We start from the raw sequence: 18,419 nt of genomic DNA on the forward strand, positions 1-18,419 counted from the left end.
ATAAACCTGACTCCTCTTCACGCACATCAAATCCGCAAAGCACGGAGTTGACCTACCTGAATGTAAATAATTATTGAATACCCTTTGCTGCTTCGATGATTTGATTCTCAACTTTTTCCGTTCCGATCCCAGTTAAGAAGGCCATGGCTGAAATTGCTGGAATCTTGTATTGAGTTGGAAGCATCGTGGTTGAGATCAACATATCTGCTTCATCCTGTTTCCCAGCTGCTTCAGCAATCTTAATCTGTGTGATTTCCACTGGCAGATCATTTCTGGCAAATAAGTCCTCGACTTTTTTCATAACTACCGTTGAGGTTGCGATTCCTGCTCCACATGCTACTAATACACGAATTGTTTTCATAATGATTTTCTCCTTTTAATGTTTTTTTATTTTTTGTTCTGTCCTATTTGCAAAAAGTAGAACGAGCTTCCTTTTTTATAGCTGATTTTTTTTAATAGTTGTCACTAATTCATTTTCAGTGGTTGCTAACAATAATTCTGATAAAACCGTTTCATTTTGTAAAAGCCCCATCAACGATTGCAGCATTTCTAACTGTGCGTGGGGTTGATTTAACCCTAAAACAAAGATGATTTGGGCTTTGACCTGCTGGGTGTTATCTTCCATACTGTAAAAAGTCACCGGCTCTTGCATCGTAATCACTGCGACAAATTCTTCCCGCACACATTCGGCATCAGTATGGGGGATCGCCGCGCCAAAATTCATTAATTGAATCCCGGTGGGAAACTCTTTTTCCCGCTTCACGATCCGTTCCAGAAAATCCTCTCGGACCCAACCTAGGTCTAAAGATTTCTGATACACTTGCTCAAATAATTCTTCCTGTGACGTAAAGTTCTCTTGCGCGAAAACTAACGGTTCTTTCACATAAGAACTTAGTGTCGTTTCTGTCATCAATTTATCCTCCAATACTCTTCGTTAAAACGCAGCAACGCTTTCCGAATCTCATCCTTCGTTTTTGCTTTTTCTAACTGTGCCAATTCATTTGCACCAGCCAAACTCATCATTTCAAAAATCAAATCCAAGTGTTCCTCTTTATCGTTGGACCCCAGCAGAATAACGGTATGAATTCGTCTGCCGTCCTCTGAAAGAATCCCTTTTTTCACTAAGCCTAGACTGATTCCAACTCCGATTGCTCCCGCTTCTGTTACGGTATGAGGCAAAGCGATCTTATGACGTAAAACGGTATAGGCCGGCAGGATCGGCATCTCTTTTTTCAAAGCTTGCACGTACTCTGGCGTGATCACATGCTGACGTTCCAGCGGTCGCGCTAAAGCTTCTAAAACTTCGGTCCAGCTGGTCGTTTCCTCAAAAATTTGAATCGTTTCGCCCTTTAAAAGATCAATCAAATGCGGTCGCTTCTTTTCAAGAATCTTGGATTCTTTCGGTGCGAACAAACTTAACAATTCTTCGTATAAGCTTGTCTCATCCACAACATCGGCATGCTTTTTTACTACTGCCAAAATTTTTTCTGGCGTTACAACTTCTGTCTGAATAATCGCCGTTGATCGCAAAACACGTTCTCTTAATTGGCGTTTTTCTTGTTCAGATAAAAAATTATTTACGACAAAGACTTTCTTTTCTGTTTTCAGCGGAACCGCCGAAAAAATGAAATCCGCATCAACCTCTGTTCGATAAAATTCCCGTGCCGACATCGATCTCACAAAGTCAATTTCCGGAAGCAAATTTTTTAAGGTGTTCTCCAATAAAACAGCAATTGAGATACCGTTAGGACAAACGATGACCGCTCGTTTACGATTTTCGGGGTGAATAATTTCCGTGCTCTCAACGATGTGGCTGCCGATAAACAACGAAATAAAAAATAATTCGGCATCAGGAACCGGCTGTTCAAAGTACGTTTCCAAAGGACCACTAGCTTCCTTGACTAAGTAAAATAATGAAAAAAGGTTGGCATCCTTATTCTCTTGATAAAAACGCGTCTGCAAATTCAAGTGGTATTTGATTCGGTAATAAGCTGGCCGCATATGAACGAGCAAGCGCTCTAATAACTTTTCTTTTTCCTCAAGATTGACACCCGCGATACGTTCAAAATTCGCAATGACCTTCTCAAGCGCCTCTTTCATCTTATTGATCGCTTTAACCGATAAGATATCGCCTCGCGAAAGATTCGTCGTCAACAGCAGCATCGTTACATACACACGTTCATTCTCACTTAAGCCGTCTACATCCCAAATAACTCGATCCGCTGCAAGATACTCCTTCGTGTCAGCAAGCTCGCGATAATTGACCTTAAAACTATAAGAAATCAATTTACCCTTTTGCGCTCGGCGAATCATCAAAATGATTAATAGCGGCAACGTTTTTAATCGTTCATCGGTAAATTGAACATCCAATTCCTCTTCTACCAACTCCACTCGTTTGCGAAAAATTTCGATCTGTTGTGGATCGATATTCGCAAATTGAATAATCACATTGATTCCGTTATACATCACCGCGAGATTATTCAATAAATCAGACAGAAGATTTCGCTTATTCCACTCGTCGCCTTGGATAAAATACCCCTTTTGTCTGGTATACTTCAAAGCCAGTTCATGTTGCCAAAGCGCGTGATCCACTTCCTTCAAATCCCTTAGCACTGTATTTCGACTAACCTTTAGATCCTCAATGAAATGATTTAAGGATAGATACTCTTCCTTGCTTAGCAACATCAATTCGATTATGCCCACCCGTTCCTTACCGGAAAATACATAGCTTTCTGTTGATTCTCCGAATTGCTCATCACCCCCCTTATAGTTTGAAAGAATCTCATTTGCAATCAGAAAGTGCCCATTTTTCGTTCGTTTGATCTCACTTAATTTCTCATCTACTAAAGAATCATTAATCTTTTTCAACGCATAATTCAATTGCCCTCGCGTCAAATCAAATTTCTCACATAACGCTTTACTGGTGATTTGCGGATTATTGACTAATTCAACAAAAATCTGGTTTGTTCGTTCTTCTAAATTCATTCTCATCCCTCTTCACATCTTCAATTTAGACGAAAAACGCTTACATTTCCATCTTCTTTGTTCCCAAATAATTCAGTGTTCTTTATGCAACTTGGTGCTTACAAATACTTTTTTTCGCAAAAAAAAATGAACAAAAACTAGAAATCCCTAAATAACGGTAAAAAATCATGTCAGCATTCCTGTTTTTGATCACCTATTATGCAACTTGGTGCTCTTATTCTTCATTCATTTTAACAAGAGTCTCATTAATTGTCTGTTTTTTATGTAAGCTAGACTTTTCTGGTTTTGTTAATAAATACAAGAGCTATTCCTTAAGCTCATACAAAAAAGTACTGGAATGAACAATTTTCACTTCAGTACTTTTTGTAGCAGCTCTACTTATAAGAATTTTTTATGCTAATTTCAAAATTTAAAATGGGTACTGCCCTTTTCCTGAATTTGTCGTTACCCATTGAACTCTAGTAAATTCTTCTAATACCCATTCACCGTTAAAGCGTCCGATCCCCGAGTTTTTCTCGCCGCCGAACGGTGCATTCGGCTGATCATCGACAGTCAAACCATTAATATGACACATTCCAGCTTCGATTCTATTTGCCAGAGCGCGTCCTTTAGCTAAATCTTTAGTGAATAAGGCACTTGATAGACCATATTCTGTATCGTTGGCCGCTTCGATTGCTGCTTCTGTGTCCTTCACTTTCAGAATCGGAAGTACCGGTCCAAAGATTTCTCGATGAAAAATTTCTAAATCAGGATCTTCAGAAACTATAACGAAAGGCTCGACGAGTTGTCCTTTAACCGTGCCTTCAACTAAAAATTTTGCTCCAGACTCCTTCGCTTGTTGAATGATTTCTTGAATTTGATCTGTCTGTTTTTGATTAATGATTGGTCCGATCACCGTCTTTTCGTCAGTAGGATCGCCCGAAACTAACTCTTTTACACGTTCCTCTACTTTATGGACAAATGTATCAAATACCGCTTCAACCACGATTGCACGATTAGCTGCCATACAGATTTGTCCTGAATGCATAAATTTGCTGACGATCAAAGCATGAGCTGCCTCTTCAATATCTGCATCATCGAGTACAATAAAAGGAGAATTCCCACCTAATTCTAAAGCCACTTGCTTAATCTTTTTACCACTCATAGCTTGACTGGCGATATTTTTTCCTACGGGAGTAGAGCCTGTAAAGGAAATGAATCCTGGTATAGGGTGGGCAACAAAATAATCTCCAATCTCACTGCCGCTGCCGACAGTCACATTGACCAATCCTTTAGGAACACCTGCTTCTTCAAAAATACTTGCCGGCAATAGACCGCCAGTTACCGGACTATCACTCGCTGGTTTAATCACCACACCGTTTCCTGCTGCTATAGCAGGCGCTAAAGAACGCATCGTTAAATGAAAAGGAAAATTCCACGGACTAATAATTCCGATTACTCCCACAGGTCGATGGATCACAAAGCTTTCTTCTGCTGGCGTATTTGTCGGCAAAACTCTCCCTTCTGTCCGCATTGGAAAGCTGGCAGCTTCTTCAGTAATTCCTTTTGCTAAACGGACCTCGAGTCCTGCCTTTATTTTGGTGGCTCCACCTTCTTTAATTAGCCATTCGATAATCTCTGTTTGTCTTTCTTTCATTATCCCAACAGCCTTCTTCACGATCTCACTTCGTTCCTGAGGTGTTTTATCCATCCATTCTTTTTGAGCCTTTCGAGCCGCTTGATAAGCTTCGTCAACATCTGCTGTATTCGCGCCTTGGATTTTCAGGAGTGTCTCTTGGGTATAAGGATTTTTATCCTCATTCACATGTTCTACATCATTTCCTAGCTTCCATTCTCCGCCAATAAACTGTTTTTCAAATTGTTTTACCATATTCTCCACCTCTCCTATCCTTTCATATTAGAATACGCTTTCATAAAAAAGCAAAAATCCGGCTCAAAAAGTTGAGGCTCTGAATTTGTCTACACTTTTAAAGGCTATCTTTTCCTTATTCCACAAAAAAAGACGCAGTAACAAGTTTTTTGTCACTGCGACTTTTTCCGATTCTATCACAACCTATTTACTCAACGGCTATCTTTATCTCATAAGGCTCAAGTTTAAACAGTTGAACCAAAACACTGTTTACCTGTTCAAATAATACGTCATTATCATTGAAGCGTTGCTTCGTTTGAATTCGTTCATTTCCCTTCTGATAGCTGATTTGATCACCAAAATAGACTGGTTTGATTACCTCATTTGCTTTTTGTAAAACGATCTCTTCTTCGCCAATCCCTACAGGAATAGCCTTTTCTCGCCATCCATTCTTTTGAGCAATCACTTGAACAAGCGATGGAACATCAAAATGATCCAACACAGCGGATCGTTGATCTTCAAAATGAATAGTAAAAGTCTCTGTATTTTGTAGCCCACAGGCATTACAGCCGCCTTCAATTAGAAACGCTTTACTGGAAATAGCTGCTTTAGGCATGAGACGCCCTCACTTTCTGATAAATTTTCGTTAACGAATCCGCATCTAGCTCAGCAAAAGACGAAACCACTCTATCCGCGAATGCCAAATCTTGCTTCGGAAATGCCGGGTTAGCAAAGCCTACACAAACCATGCCCGCATTGCGAACAGCTCCCGTGCCGTTTTTTGTATCCTCTATACCTAAGCAATTTTCAGGCATTATACCTATCCGTTCTGCCGCAGCCAAATAAACATCTGGCGCAGGTTTCGAATGCTCTACCTCCTCCGTACTAACGACTTCTGAAAAATACTCCGACAAACCAATTTCTGCTAGATTTACTTTAATTTCTGCTAATGAGGAAGAGGAGGCTACTGCTAGTTTCAAGCCTGCCTGAGACAAACCTTTTACAAACTCTTGAACATGCGGAATTACTCTAATGCCATCTCTCTTGATCATTGCTTGGCGCAAAGCTGTCATTTGTTGAATATATTCTGCTACAGATAAGGGCAAAGAGAATTCCTGCTTCATTTTTTCCCACATATAGTCACTGGTCGTACCCATGAATTGAAAATGATAACTGTCTTCTACCTCATGACCAGCTTCGCTTAAAATCTGTGATTTACTTTGAAAATACGTATACTCTGAATCAACCAAGACACCATCCATATCAAAAATAATCGCTTCTAACATTGATATCCTCCATTTAAAACGTTTGCTTAAACTCTACCATAGATAAAGGACCGAGTGTAGCGATTATGGAAAAATCCCAGCTAGACTGAGAGCAGCTCTTGGCTTAGACAAAAAATTAATATTTAGTCTTAAACACGATTTTCTTCAAAAAAAATTATAACAATCAACGAAAACTTAATAACGCTATAGATTTAAAATATAAAGTAAAAAGCCCCATTGCTTATTTGATAAATTCTATTTTTCGTTAAGTTATTTTAAACTCTATCATTTCAGTTAGCTATTTATCAAAAAGACACCAAAAAACTTATTATTCAAAAGGTTTATTTTTTTTAACAGAAAAAGGTATTTGCTAAAGCTATTTACTTTTTCGTTATCTAATATTATCATTTTTGTGAAAACTATTACTTGATAATGAATAAAAATAGATGGTTGGAGGATGAAATTGATGGATACAGTGAAGCTTGGACAAAGACAGATTTTTGGAATGAAAAATGTAAATCTTATGAAGCGGGTAGCAAAATACTTTGAACAAACTAAGAATGCTTCACAGGTTGTTGAGTATTTGGTTGCAATTCTTTTGCGAGATGCTTTATGCGTCGGAGATTTTTCACTAGAGTCATTAACAGAGCTTATTCATCAGATTTTTCTTACCACAACACCGAATGATACATTGCGGAAGCACTGTGTCTTTTTTGAGTCGTTCTTTTCACTTGAAGAGTGGCAAAACGTCGTGAATCGTCTGTTTAAAAATAAAAACGAATACCACCAATTTACCAAGGAAACCTGTCTATATCAAAAGTTCCTAGAGAAAAAGAACCGTGAACAGCCGGAACCTTCCGAATACCAGTACACCTTGATATCAAGCTTCAATGATTCAAATGGCAAAAAACATACCTGGACGCTGCGTAATACCAAACGAATCCCTAAACATTTAGAAAATGAAACCGCTAACGTCTTGAAAATCTTGACGAGCTTAACAGTTTTTCAGTCTCCCACTGCTCGTCGCTTTGCTGAATATTTGAATTTTTATAGCCATGAAGGCCGGATTGATGCACAGCATAAAGAGGTTCAAGAAGAAGTTGTTCCAACCGAAACTATCGAAGAGACAACGATACCAGAAGCTTCGATTGAAAAGAAAACACCGCAAAAACAAGCTATAGCTACGTCCACAACGCCTTATTACGATGAAGAAGCCGCTAAAGTAGAAGCGAAATATCCACCACTGTCGAAAGAAAAAACGCCAACGAGGCTGGAGCTGTCTGCTCTGGAATCTGCTTCTGCCATTGAATCCGCCGAAAATTCGCATGAAATGGATATCAACTACTTACGCTATGGAAAAACCAAAGAACAAATCGAGGAAGGTCGAAAAAATAAAACTTTGAACAGAAGGGCTACCAAAGCTTCGGGGAATAGTGGAAAGAAAAAAACTGGAGGAAATCAAAAGAAGAAAAAAGGGAAAAACAAGAGAAATAAGAAAAAGAAATGATCTTAGGGATTTTTTTCGGTAGCCTATAACGGAAGCTTCTTTAGTATGTCAGTATGTCCGAAAATCCCCTAGTTAAACCTGTTCGACAAATTTTTTCTCTGAAATTAAGGTATTGCAACGAAAAAAAGCGCAACACCAGGCTGCACTTTTTACAGGATTTTCTCGATGGATTTTTCCGGAATAAACCACATTAATAAAATCAAGACATTAACAACTAATACCGCAATCGGGGCAATTAATTTCCCTAAAATTAATGCTACTATCGCTAATCCAATGGATAGATAAGACTTCGGATAATGCTTAAACAATTGACCAATTTTAGACTCTTTCCCATTTGCTCTTACGAGTGCCCGCACTAACAGATAGTAAGCAAAATCTGTTCCTAACGTCACCAAGCCGTACAAAGCTTGCGGCGGCCAAGAAAAAGGATAATCTCCGACCCAAGCAGTGACATAAGGAAAGAGCGTCATCATTAAAATCAAAAAATTATTAGCCCACAATACCCAGCCATCTACTTTTCGGACTAGCTGAAAAAGATGATGATGATTATTCCAATAGATTGCCAAGCTGACAAAACTAATCAAATAGACGATAAATTTATGCTCCATTTGTAAAAAAGCGGACCAGCTAGGATCATTAGGCTCATGTAGTTCTAACACTAATAGGGTCATGATAATGGCGATAACTGCATCTGTAAAAGCCTCAATTCGTGACTTTGGCATTTTCTCTTAACTCCATTCGTTACTTACTAAAATTTAGTATCCCAGCTCCTATTAAACAAAAAAACAATAGATTTGCCAATAAATACGTCTTAAGTTGGACGTAAGTGAGAAAATTGTTTGCTAAACTATGTTTAAGTTAAAACAAATGGAAAGAAGGAAATTAAAATGATGAAAGATTACCCTATGGTTGTACGAATTTTAGCTGTTGTCGGCTTTTTCTTAGTTGCTAGTTTGATTTTAAGTATTGTTGGTCCCCTTATTTCAGGCCTGATCGGTTTATTCTTTAGAATTGCCATTCCGTTAGCCATCGCCTACTTCTTAGTCAACTGGTTGACCAAACGTCGCGGACGGACCTATTAAAATAGCAAACGTCGAAAGCTTTATCAGCTTTCGACGTTTTTTTTTATCCCAACGCAACATCTAAAATCATCATAATAATGAATCCTAACATCGCTCCAAAGACTCCAAAGTGATGTTTGCTGTCTGTTGTTGCTTGAGCTTCTGGGATTAATTCTTCCACTACAACATAGATCATTGCACCGGCTGCAAAAGAAAGAGCATACGGCAGCAACGGTTGAACACTTGTTACTAAAAGTGCTCCGATTACTGCCGCGATCGGTTCTACAAGTCCCGACGCTTGTCCGTAAATAAATGATTTTGTCCGGCTCAGCCCTTCTTGACGCAAAGGAATTGATACTGCCGCACCTTCTGGAAAATTTTGAATCCCGATCCCTAATGATACAGAGATTGCAGCCAAAACCGCCGCGGTTGGATTCGTTGCTTCACTTGCTGCCCCAAAAGCCACACCAACTGCCAAGCCTTCAGGAATATTGTGTAGCGTAATGGAAAACACCAATAAAATTGTTCGCTTTAAATGACTAGGAAAACCTTCTTTTTCTTTATTAGGACCAAAATGCATATGAGGAATAGTCTTATCCGCTATATAAAGAAACAGACCGCCAAGACCAAAACCAATACTGACCACCAACCAAGGAATCGAACCATTCGACTCAGCTGCTGCAATCGCCGGATCTAACAACGACCAAAAGCTTGCCGCAATCATCACCCCAGAGGCAAAACCCAACATCAAATTCAACACATTGCGGTTAATATTTTTAAAGAAGAAGACCAATGCAGCTCCCAACGCGGTCATTCCCCAAGTAAACAGCGTTCCTACTAACGCTTGTTGCCAGGCTGACAGGCCCAATAACCATTCAATCATACAAACCTCCATATTAGTTATTCTGATATTTCTCTTTCTATGGATAACCTAGCCATTTGCTGATCCATTGAAAATTTATTTTCTCTGCATCCGATTTCATTTAACTCTAAAAAGCTTAATGAAACTAACAAACTTTAGACTGGTATCCTGAAAACGGTTATTCATATTCACTTTAGCATATTTTAGGTATACCTGTAAACTTCTTGTGAGACACTTTCTTTGCTGGTTTTTTTTAGACGCGTTATACTTTTTAGGTAGGTAACTTACAAAATGAAAGTGAGTGAAGAAGATGGCAAAAATTAATGCAGGCGTAGCGATGGTCAATGTTTTAGAAGCTTGGGGAATCGATCATATTTACGGGATTCCTGGCGGTTCATTCAACTCAACGATGGATGCGTTATACCATGAACGCGAAGCAGTAAAGTATGTTCAAGTCCGCCATGAAGAAGCAGGCGCTTTAGCAGCCGCAGCTGATGCAAAATTAACAGGTAAAGTAGGCGCTGTCTTTGGTTCTGCAGGTCCTGGTGCTAGTCACTTGATTAACGGTCTTTATGACGCGCAAATGGACCATGTTCCAGTCTTGGCTTTACTGGGACAGGTAGCCTCTACTGCTATGAATTACAATGCATTCCAAGAATTAAATGAAAATCCAATGTTTGCAGATGTCAGTGTTTATAATCGTACAGTGATGACACCAGAAAGTTTGCCTCACGTAATCGATGAAGCGATCAAAGCAGCGTATCAGCAAAAAGGTGTCGCAGTTGTTACGATCCCTGTTGATTTCGGCTTTGAAGAAATCGAAGAAGCAGAAATTGCAACGGCAAAAAATCATAAAACAGGTGTCGTTTTCCCTGACGAAGCAGATTTGAAAGCTGCTTTACCTTTGATCGAAGCAGCGCATCAACCAGTTCTTTACATCGGACAAGGGGTTCGCGGCAACTTCGATGCCATCAAAGCCTTTTCTGAACATTTTTCAATGCCTGTTGCAGCTTCTGTTTTAGCCAAAGGGATTGTACCTGATTTATATGAAAACTTTTTAGGTTTTGCTGCTCGTGTCGCTACTAAACCAGCAAATGAAGCGTTGGCTGATGCTGACTTGATCGTCTTTGTCGGCAGTGATTTCCCATTTGGCCGGAATTTCTTCAATCCATCTGCTAAGTTTATTCAAGTTGATATTGATGCTGCTAAATTTGGCCGCCGCCACAATGTCGATCAATCAGTATTAGGTGATGGTGCGACTGCGCTTCGTCGCTGGGTTGAACTCGGAACAGCTCGGCCTGCGGATGCTTGGTTAAAAGCCAACCAAGAAAATATCCGCAATTGGCATGCTTGGCGCAAGAGCTTTTATAATGACGAATCGACACCGTTAAGGGCGGAACCTGTCTTTAAAGAAATCAATCGCATTGCTGAACAGGACGCTGTGTATGTTGCGGATGTCGGAAATGTTACGTTGAATGCGATCCGTCATTTGGAAATGAATGGGGAACAACAATTCACAACCTCTGGTTGGTTTGCTACGATGGGAAATGGGGTTCCAGGCGGAATCGCCGCTCAATTGACTTACCCAGATAAGCAAGTCTTTACCTTCAGCGGTGATGGCGGCTTTGCAATGCAAATGCAAGACGTCATTACACAAGTAAAATACAATTTGCCAATTATCAATGTGGTCTTTTCAAATGATGCCTTTGGTTTCATCGAAGCTGAACAAGAAGATACAGAGCAACAAAAATTCGGTGTCTTTTTAGAAGGAGCTGATTTCGGCAAAGTCGGAGAGGCGCTTGGAGCTGACGGCTTCACGATTACTGAATATAGTCAATTAGAGCCGGCCTTCACTGCGGCAAAAGCCAGCAAACGTCCAGTCGTGATTGATGTTAAGATCAAAGATGAACGTCCATTACCGGTGGAAGCCTTACAATTAGAGCCTGAAAAATTCTCTGTCGAACAAATTAACGCCTTCAAAGAAAAATACCAAGTTCATGATATGCCGACATTACGTGAACTCTTGAAATAGAATAAAAAGGTTGGGCCATAAATTTTGACCCAACCTTTTTACATTCTACGAATCGTTTGTTTCGCTTCTATTTCTAATTGCTTCGTCAATTCTGCTGCGGACAACTCTCGTTTTACCAAAGCCTGCAGGACCATTGGCAAATTGACCCCCGTCACTAAGGACTGGCGCGAATCATCCATCACACAATAACTAGCATAACGAAATGGCGTTCCCCCAAACATATCTACCAGCCAAACCAGCTCGTCGACTTTAGTTAATAAGTCTTTGGCGTAATCCTCAATTTTTTCTTGCAGTCCTGTAGCACCTGGCTCGATATTTAAAGTTTCCACACAGCTCTGTTCGCCCAAAATAGATTCAGCCGTTTTCAACAGGCTGTCCGCTAAATGGTCGTGGGTCGCGATAATTATCCCGATCATACTGACACATCCCTTCAAAGCCAAGTCTATCCTATTTTAAATCCCAAGTAAATTCTTAACGGTTGACTTGAAACTTCAGATGTTCCCCGATATAATGCAAAGAGGCCTTGCGCCAATACTGATAAAGCGAGGAAAATCATTGATTACAGTAAGTGACGTTAGTTTACAGTTTCCTGATCGTAAACTTTTTGATGATGTAAATATTAAATTCACTCCCGGCAATTGTTACGGGTTGATTGGTGCCAATGGTGCCGGCAAATCAACCTTTCTGAAGATTTTAGCAGGCGATATCCAGCCTTCTACTGGCTCTGTTACTTTAGGTCCAAACGAACGAATGGCTGTGTTAAAACAGAACCATTTTGACTTTGAAGAATATACCGTTCTTGAAACAGTCATTATGGGGCATGAACGCTTATACCAAGTCATGCAGGAAAAAGACGCCATTTACATGAAGGAAGATTTTTCTGACGAAGATGGTATCCGCGCAGCAGAACTTGAAGGTGAATTCGCCGAACTGGACGGCTGGGAAGCAGAACCAGAAGCAGCAGTTCTATTACAAGGATTGAACATTCCAGAAGAGTTGCATCAGCAAAAAATGAGCGAACTGACGGCTGGACAAAAAATCAAAGTCCTATTAGCTCAATCTCTTTTCGGTAAGCCAGATGTTCTGTTACTAGACGAACCAACAAATGGTTTAGATATCCAATCGATCAATTGGTTAGAAGAATTTTTAATTAATTTTGATAATACCGTTATCGTCGTTTCCCATGACCGCCACTTCTTGAACAAAGTGTGTACTCATATGGCCGACCTAGATTTCGGGAAAATCAAGTTATACGTCGGAAACTACGACTTCTGGTTAGAATCAAGCCAGTTAGCAGCAAAATTACAATCTCAGCAAAATGCGAAAAAAGAAGAACAAATCAAAGAATTGCAAGAATTTATTGCTCGTTTCAGCGCTAATGCGTCAAAATCAAAACAAGCGACTTCTCGTAAGAAAATGTTGGATAAAATCACCTTAGACGATATTCAGCCTTCTTCACGCCGTTATCCCTTTGTACAATTCAAACCAGAACGGGAAATCGGAAATGACTTGCTGCAAGTCGATAATGTCAGTGTAACAATCGACGGCAAAAAGATTCTAGACAATATCTCATTTACCTTGAATCGTGACGACAAAGTTGCTTTCATCGCTGAAAATGACTTGGTAACAACTACATTATTCAAAGTTATTATGGGTGATCTAGAACCCGATACAGGAACGGTTCGTTGGGGTGTAACAACCAGCCAGGCTTACTTGCCAAAAGATACGACTAAGGAATTCGACAGTGATATGCCGATTCTTGATTGGCTGCGGCAATACGCCAGTAAAGAAGAAGACGATAATACCTTCTTGCGCAGCTTCTTAGGTCGTATGCTGTTTTCTGGTGATGAAGTAATGAAGCCTGTCAACGTCTTATCCGGTGGTGAAAAAGTTCGTTGTATGCTATCAAAATTGATGCTGTCAAAATCAAATGTCTTAGTCTTAGATGATCCAACCAATCACTTAGACTTAGAATCCATCTCAGCATTGAACGAAGGTCTGATTGCGTATAAAGGTTCCCTTCTATTCGCCTCTCATGACCACCAGTTCATTCAAACAATCGCGAACCGTATTATTGCGATTTCCGAAAATGGCGTGGTTGATCGTGCAGAGACAACGTATGATGAATTCTTAGAAAATCCAGAAGTACAAAAACAATTGAGCCATTTGTATTAAAAAAAAGCATTCGCAATTCGCGAATGCTTTTTTGCTTGAGGAAGCAAATTAAATAAATTGAACGAGCTGCATTAAAATTGGAACGACCACTACAAACAAGATTGTACTTGTCGTTACTAAGTTCGTCGCGTATTTAACATCACCATGTGCTTCATTTGCTAAGATTGGCAAAACAGCCAACATCGGAGTGGCAGATTGTACAATCAGCGTTTGCTTCAACAATGGTGCTAAATTGGCGCCAAAGGCATTTGAGCCGAGAGCGATCAAACCGATCAACACAGCAGGAGCTAAAACAAAGCGTCCCAGTAATGCCACGACTGTATCACGATCAAAGCGAATACTCTTCAAACCAGCATCGTACAAAACGATCCCAATATAAAGAAGTGATAGCGGAGTAACGATACTGCCAACATAACCAAGCGTTGCATTAATAAAGCTTGGCACAGGAATTCCTATTAACAAGAAGATGATGGCGGCGGCAATAGTTTCTTCCAGTTTAATTTGGCTTTAGTTTCACCTTTGACTTTAGTTGGATCATCGTTTGAGATCAAGAAGACTCCAAATGCCCAAGTTGAAACTGTGTTGGTTACATAATAAACCAAGAAATAGGGCAACGCTTTTTCACCAAATAGAGCAATATTCAAAGGTAACCCAATAAAGATCGTATTAGCATTCACCACAGCGTTCATAAATATTCCGCGGCGTCCTGGGCGAATCTTTAAAATTTTAACTAGTCCATAGGCCAAGAAGTAAAAGATAATGACGGCTCCAACTGGATAGATTAAGCTACCCGATAACTGAAATAAACTTTCTTTGGTTAAATTCTTTAACACGGATACAAAAATAGATGCTGGCAATGCCACTCGCGTGATCAGTGATGAAATACTTTTTCCAAAACTTTCATCAAACCAGCCCTGACGCTTTAATAGATATCCTAAAGCAATCATAATAATGATACTCAATACACTTTGAATTGATTGAAAGAAAATCATCTTTTTTCCTTCTTCCTTTTAAACTATTTTTTTTCGCTAACCAAACGATTATCTTCATCGTTCTCTTATTCGAAATCAAGGGGTTAAGAAAGTCTTCGTGAAACCGGACATGGATACCCTGCTGTAAAGCGATTTATTCATGTGAAAATTTTATACTTTCCTTACAGTTGAGTAAATTTCATTAATTTTGAAACTTATGGCAATACTAATGCCCCAGTTTACTTGTATAATTTCGTTGCCTCTATCGTTGTTTACATTTAGGACGATACACGCCCCCACAAACTATAGTCAAAACAAAAGCTTAGGATAAATTTTATTTATATGATAATCTAATTTCACAAGAGGAGATTATTATGAACTTTAAAGACCTAGAATATTTCCAACGATTAGTACGTGAGAAAAATTTTACAAAGGTTGCCAATGCCTTTCATGTCAGTCAACCAACCATTACCTATGCAGTAAAACGTCTAGAAGATGAATTAGGAACGCAGCTCGTTTATCGTGATCAATCTCACAAACAATTAATCATTACCCAAGCTGGCTTAATCCTATCCCGACACATTTCAAATATCTTGAAAGAAGTAACCATCGCCGTTACAGAGATTGATCGCTTGAAGGAAGAGACCTTAGATTTTGGGTTGCCACCGATCATCGGAAATTTTTACTTTCCCAAGCTCTCTTCTTACCTTTTCAAAAATAATTTAATGCGACACATCCATCTAGTAGATGGTGGCTCGCGTGATCTCTACGGACTTTTGCGCCGTGGAAAAATTGATCTTGCTTTGTTAGGATCAACACAGCCGATTCGTGATGATGAACTGACCAGTGAACTGCTGATTGAAAAGCGTTTTATGATTATTGTTAGCCCAAATCATCCTTTGGCTAAACGCAAGGAAGTGTCTTTTTCTGAATTGAAGGATGAACCCTTTGTCCTATTGAATGAGCATTATGTCCATCCGACTGCCTTCAAAAAAATGGCTCAGCAAGCTCATTTCGAACCACATATTATCTATCAAAATAGCAATTTGAATATTTTAAAAGGGATGATTCGTGAACAGATTGGTATCGGTTTTTTAGCCGAACTAGCAGTTTCATCCGATGATCATTTGGTGATGATCCCGATTACTGATGAACCTCAACCAACCTTCATGATTTCATTGGTACAACGGGAACAAATTTTAGATTCTACGATTCGAGGGCAATTAATTGAACTAATCCGCGACTTCAGCCAACAAAAAGAACACTAAAAAGAAGAGGTTGTGACAATTGATTTTGCCACAGCCTCTTCTTTGAATGATTTCTATTTTCGTTTTTCACCACGAGTGAAGACCGCGATACAGCCAAGGCCAGTATGACTGGCGATAGTCGTCCCTAGCGGAAAGATTCGAACTTCTTTTGGCTGAATACTTTCTTCTAGATGACGTTTCACCTCTTCCGCGCCTTCTTGATCTGCGCTGGTCGTGATAAAGATCGTTTGATTTGCTGGATCTGATGTTGCTTCGCTAATTTTATCTGCAACCAACTGTAAGGCTTTTTTACGTCCGCGAATTTTTTCAACATTTTGCAGCTTGCCTTCAACATCCACTGTAATGATTGGCTTGATATTCATCAGTCCGCCGATCGCAGCACTTGTCTTTGAGATGCGTCCGCCACGTTGTAAGTGATTTAAATCGTCCACAGTCACCCAATGATGATAGGTCAGCTTATTTTCTTCCAACCAGTGATGCAGGTCTGCTAAAGACATTCCTGCTTGTTGTTTCAGTGCCGCTTCATAAACCATCAAGCCTTCACCGCCACTAGCAGCTAAAGAATCCACTACGTAAACTTCCGCATCTGGCAGGTCTTCTTTTAAGAGCTCAACTGCCTGCATCGCACTTTGATACGAACCGCTCATTCCAGATGTGAAGCAGATATACAAAACTGGTATATTTTTCTCCGCATAGCCGCGGAAAAATTCTACATAACGACCAACATTAACTTGTGACGTCGTTGGCATCGCTCCATCTTTAATTCGTTGATAAAAATCATCAATCTTAAAATTACGACCCAAATCATCTGCGAATTCCGTGCCATCTATTGAAACATACATCGAAATAAAATCAACGTTATTTTCTTCCAATACTTCATAAGGCAAATCACAACATGAATCTGTCAGAATCTGATACATTTTAAAATCCTCCAAACACCCACTTAATAGTAAATCCATTTTACTAGATAATTGGTTGCTTGTCTCACAATAAGTTAGATTTGCGCCCAAACACTTTCCATAATATTCGTTTGTGTCCGATCTGGTCCTACAGAAAAAGTAGAGATTCGTACACCAACAAGCTCTGAAACACGACGAACATAGTTCCGAGCATTTTCAGGCAAGTCTGCTAAATCACGACAGCCAGTAATATCCTCACTCCAGCCAGGTAGCTCTTCATAAACTGGTTTGCAGCGATTCAATTCCTTTAAGCTTGCTGGATAATGGTAGATTAATTCTCCGTCTAACTCATAAGCGGTACAAATTTTGACTGTTTCCAAGCCGCTCAACACATCGATTGAGTTCAAAGATAGATTGGTAATCCCAGAAACGCGTTTTGAGTGCCGCATAACCACAGAGTCAAACCAGCCAACTCGACGTGGACGACCAGTTGTTGTTCCATATTCGCGACCGACTTCACGAATTTGATCACCAACTTCGTCAAATAATTCCGTTGGAAAAGGTCCATCACCAACGCGTGATGTATAAGCTTTACATACCCCTACGACTTTATCAATCTTCGATGGTCCAACACCGCTACCGATCGTGACACCACCGGCAACCGGATTGGAAGAGGTAACAAATGGATAAGTCCCTTGATCGATATCCAGCATTACACCTTGTGCCCCTTCAAATAAAACACGTTTTCCTTGATCCAACGCATCATTTAAGATTACGGATGTATCCGTTACATATTGTTTAATTTGTTGACCATATTCATAATACTCTTCAAAAATATCATCAAAGCTCATTGCTTCATCATCAAACATTTTAACAAATTGACGATTTTTTTCTTCCAAATTGATTTTTAAGCGTTCTTCAAAAATTTCTTTATCTAATAAATCAGCCACACGAATACCAACACGAGCCGCTTTATCCATGTAGGCTGGTCCAATCCCTTTGATGGTCGTACCGATTTTATTATCACCTTTTGCATCTTCCTGCAATTGATCCAACTTGATATGGTATGGCAAGATGACATGAGCGCGATCTGAGATACGCAAATTATCCGTCATAACCCCACGTTCATGTAAATAAGCCAATTCCGTAACTAATGACTTCGGATTGACGACCACACCGTTTCCGATAACACTGATTTTTTCTTTGTAGAAAATCCCAGAAGGAATCAAGTGTAATTTATATGTTTCATTGTCAAATTTGATTGTATGACCTGCATTATCTCCACCTTGGTAACGAGCAATGACTTCCGCATTCTCACTTAAAAAATCCGTGATCTTTCCTTTACCTTCATCGCCCCACTGCGTCCCTACAACTACTACAGATGACATCTGAACACCTCATTTTATTTTATTTAATCCTGAACCATTGTAACAAGAATAGCGCTATACTTCAATGAAAATTCGAATATTAAAATATAAAGATTATAAAAACAAGGTAAATCACGAACATTATTTTTCAATAATCGGAAAATCAATACAAATTTCG

16 protein-coding genes and 1 pseudogene are annotated in these 18,419 nt (G+C 39.6%); 5 read left to right on the forward strand and 12 right to left on the reverse strand.

The genetic code is table 11. The features are described from left to right. Positions 1-70: 70 nt before the first annotated feature. The 6 genes from IGI52_RS13950 to IGI52_RS13975 all read right to left on the reverse strand — a co-directional run bounded on the left by IGI52_RS13950 (position 71) and on the right by IGI52_RS13975 (position 6,120). The gene (locus tag IGI52_RS13950; RefSeq protein ID WP_016179311.1) at positions 71-361 is read right to left on the reverse strand and encodes a PTS sugar transporter subunit IIB; all 291 of its coding nucleotides are present in this window, start codon (positions 359-361) and stop codon (positions 71-73) included. Positions 362-436: 75 nt separating this feature from the next. Further along, a complete protein-coding gene (locus tag IGI52_RS13955) occupies positions 437-910 on the reverse strand; it encodes a PTS sugar transporter subunit IIA (RefSeq protein ID WP_016179310.1) in 474 nt (157 codons plus the stop codon). After that, positions 910-2,985: a BglG family transcription antiterminator gene (locus IGI52_RS13960; RefSeq protein ID WP_127978188.1), complete on the reverse strand. Its 2,076-nt coding sequence runs from the start codon at positions 2,983-2,985 to the stop codon at positions 910-912. Before IGI52_RS13960 ends, IGI52_RS13955 begins: the two co-directional genes overlap by 1 nt. Positions 2,986-3,394: 409 nt before the next feature. After that, positions 3,395-4,855, reverse strand: coding sequence for an aldehyde dehydrogenase family protein (locus tag IGI52_RS13965; protein ID WP_016179308.1), 1,461 nt, complete (start codon positions 4,853-4,855; stop codon positions 3,395-3,397). Between the two features lie 187 nt (positions 4,856-5,042). Further along, complete coding sequence (locus tag IGI52_RS13970; protein WP_311872107.1) at positions 5,043-5,450, reverse strand: DUF4809 family protein; 408 nt, start codon at positions 5,448-5,450, stop codon at positions 5,043-5,045. Further along, positions 5,443-6,120 (reverse strand): HAD family hydrolase, encoded by a 678-nt coding sequence (locus IGI52_RS13975; RefSeq protein ID WP_311872109.1) that lies wholly within the window; start codon positions 6,118-6,120, stop codon positions 5,443-5,445. Before IGI52_RS13975 ends, IGI52_RS13970 begins: the two co-directional genes overlap by 8 nt. 445 nt (positions 6,121-6,565) lie before the next feature. Here IGI52_RS13975 and IGI52_RS13980 point away from each other — a divergent pair, with 445 nt between their 5' ends. Further along, positions 6,566-7,606 (forward strand): hypothetical protein, encoded by a 1,041-nt coding sequence (locus IGI52_RS13980; protein WP_311872111.1) that lies wholly within the window; start codon positions 6,566-6,568, stop codon positions 7,604-7,606. Positions 7,607-7,755: 149 nt separating this feature from the next. Here the strand turns inward: IGI52_RS13980 and IGI52_RS13985 are convergent, their stop codons facing one another. Then, positions 7,756-8,328 (reverse strand): TMEM175 family protein, encoded by a 573-nt coding sequence (locus IGI52_RS13985; RefSeq protein WP_311872113.1) that lies wholly within the window; start codon positions 8,326-8,328, stop codon positions 7,756-7,758. 165 nt (positions 8,329-8,493) lie between these two features. Here IGI52_RS13985 and IGI52_RS13990 point away from each other — a divergent pair, with 165 nt between their 5' ends. Continuing rightward, positions 8,494-8,688 carry a hypothetical protein gene (locus IGI52_RS13990; RefSeq protein WP_016179303.1) on the forward strand — a complete coding sequence of 65 codons (195 nt, stop codon included), beginning with the start codon at positions 8,494-8,496 and terminating at the stop codon, positions 8,686-8,688. A 43-nt stretch (positions 8,689-8,731) separates the two neighbouring features. Here IGI52_RS13990 and IGI52_RS13995 read toward each other — a convergent pair whose 3' ends face one another. Beyond that, the gene (locus tag IGI52_RS13995; RefSeq protein ID WP_016179302.1) at positions 8,732-9,550 is read right to left on the reverse strand and encodes a ZIP family metal transporter; all 819 of its coding nucleotides are present in this window, start codon (positions 9,548-9,550) and stop codon (positions 8,732-8,734) included. Between the two features lie 289 nt (positions 9,551-9,839). On the opposite strand from IGI52_RS13995, the gene spxB reads away from it, so the two are divergent. Beyond that, positions 9,840-11,561, forward strand: a complete 1,722-nt coding sequence (gene spxB / locus IGI52_RS14000) for a pyruvate oxidase (protein WP_311902062.1) — start codon at positions 9,840-9,842, stop codon at positions 11,559-11,561. A 38-nt stretch (positions 11,562-11,599) separates the two neighbouring features. Here the strand turns inward: spxB and IGI52_RS14005 are convergent, their stop codons facing one another. After that, positions 11,600-11,977 carry a PTS sugar transporter subunit IIA gene (locus tag IGI52_RS14005; protein WP_311872114.1) on the reverse strand — a complete coding sequence of 126 codons (378 nt, stop codon included), beginning with the start codon at positions 11,975-11,977 and terminating at the stop codon, positions 11,600-11,602. A 139-nt stretch (positions 11,978-12,116) separates the two neighbouring features. Between IGI52_RS14005 and IGI52_RS14010 the strand changes: the two genes are divergently transcribed. Beyond that, positions 12,117-13,736 (forward strand): ABC-F family ATP-binding cassette domain-containing protein, encoded by a 1,620-nt coding sequence (locus IGI52_RS14010; protein ID WP_048720654.1) that lies wholly within the window; start codon positions 12,117-12,119, stop codon positions 13,734-13,736. Positions 13,737-13,784: 48 nt separating this feature from the next. Here IGI52_RS14010 and IGI52_RS14015 read toward each other — a convergent pair. Then, positions 13,785-14,728 (reverse strand): annotated as a pseudogene (locus tag IGI52_RS14015) (AEC family transporter). A 353-nt stretch (positions 14,729-15,081) separates the two neighbouring features. Here IGI52_RS14015 and IGI52_RS14020 point away from each other — a divergent pair. Beyond that, positions 15,082-15,975, forward strand: a complete 894-nt coding sequence (locus IGI52_RS14020) for a LysR family transcriptional regulator (protein ID WP_311872117.1) — start codon at positions 15,082-15,084, stop codon at positions 15,973-15,975. A 53-nt stretch (positions 15,976-16,028) separates the two neighbouring features. On the opposite strand, the gene IGI52_RS14025 is transcribed toward IGI52_RS14020, so the two are convergent. Next, positions 16,029-16,895 carry a DegV family protein gene (locus IGI52_RS14025; RefSeq protein ID WP_048719938.1) on the reverse strand — a complete coding sequence of 289 codons (867 nt, stop codon included), beginning with the start codon at positions 16,893-16,895 and terminating at the stop codon, positions 16,029-16,031. 74 nt (positions 16,896-16,969) lie between these two features. Next, entirely contained in the window at positions 16,970-18,262 is a 1,293-nt protein-coding gene (locus IGI52_RS14030) for an adenylosuccinate synthase (protein ID WP_048719939.1), read from the reverse strand. Between the last annotated feature and the right edge of the window lie 157 nt (positions 18,263-18,419).

It is taken from the genome of Enterococcus sp. DIV0187 (assembly GCF_051713785.1).
Taxonomy (GTDB): Bacteria; Bacillota; Bacilli; order Lactobacillales; family Enterococcaceae; genus Enterococcus_A; species Enterococcus_A avium.

Excerpts from the sequence above, each read along its gene's own strand:
- IGI52_RS13950 (WP_016179311.1), bottom strand. The coding sequence starts at position 361 with ATGAAAACAATTCGTGTATTAGTAGCATGTGGAGCAGGAATCGCAACC.
- IGI52_RS13955 (WP_016179310.1), bottom strand. The coding sequence starts at position 910 with ATGACAGAAACGACACTAAGTTCTTATGTGAAAGAACCGTTAGTTTTC.
- IGI52_RS13960 (WP_127978188.1), bottom strand. The coding sequence starts at position 2,985 with ATGAATTTAGAAGAACGAACAAACCAGATTTTTGTTGAATTAGTCAAT.
- IGI52_RS13965 (WP_016179308.1), bottom strand. The coding sequence starts at position 4,855 with ATGGTAAAACAATTTGAAAAACAGTTTATTGGCGGAGAATGGAAGCTA.
- IGI52_RS13970 (WP_311872107.1), bottom strand. The coding sequence starts at position 5,450 with ATGCCTAAAGCAGCTATTTCCAGTAAAGCGTTTCTAATTGAAGGCGGC.
- IGI52_RS13975 (WP_311872109.1), bottom strand. The coding sequence starts at position 6,120 with ATGTTAGAAGCGATTATTTTTGATATGGATGGTGTCTTGGTTGATTCA.
- IGI52_RS13980 (WP_311872111.1), top strand. The coding sequence starts at position 6,566 with ATGGATACAGTGAAGCTTGGACAAAGACAGATTTTTGGAATGAAAAAT.
- IGI52_RS13985 (WP_311872113.1), bottom strand. The coding sequence starts at position 8,328 with ATGCCAAAGTCACGAATTGAGGCTTTTACAGATGCAGTTATCGCCATT.
- IGI52_RS13990 (WP_016179303.1), top strand. The coding sequence starts at position 8,494 with ATGATGAAAGATTACCCTATGGTTGTACGAATTTTAGCTGTTGTCGGC.
- IGI52_RS13995 (WP_016179302.1), bottom strand. The coding sequence starts at position 9,550 with ATGATTGAATGGTTATTGGGCCTGTCAGCCTGGCAACAAGCGTTAGTA.
- spxB (WP_311902062.1), top strand. The coding sequence starts at position 9,840 with ATGGCAAAAATTAATGCAGGCGTAGCGATGGTCAATGTTTTAGAAGCT.
- IGI52_RS14005 (WP_311872114.1), bottom strand. The coding sequence starts at position 11,977 with ATGATCGGGATAATTATCGCGACCCACGACCATTTAGCGGACAGCCTG.
- IGI52_RS14020 (WP_311872117.1), top strand. The coding sequence starts at position 15,082 with ATGAACTTTAAAGACCTAGAATATTTCCAACGATTAGTACGTGAGAAA.
- IGI52_RS14025 (WP_048719938.1), bottom strand. The coding sequence starts at position 16,895 with ATGTATCAGATTCTGACAGATTCATGTTGTGATTTGCCTTATGAAGTA.
- IGI52_RS14030 (WP_048719939.1), bottom strand. The coding sequence starts at position 18,262 with ATGTCATCTGTAGTAGTTGTAGGGACGCAGTGGGGCGATGAAGGTAAA.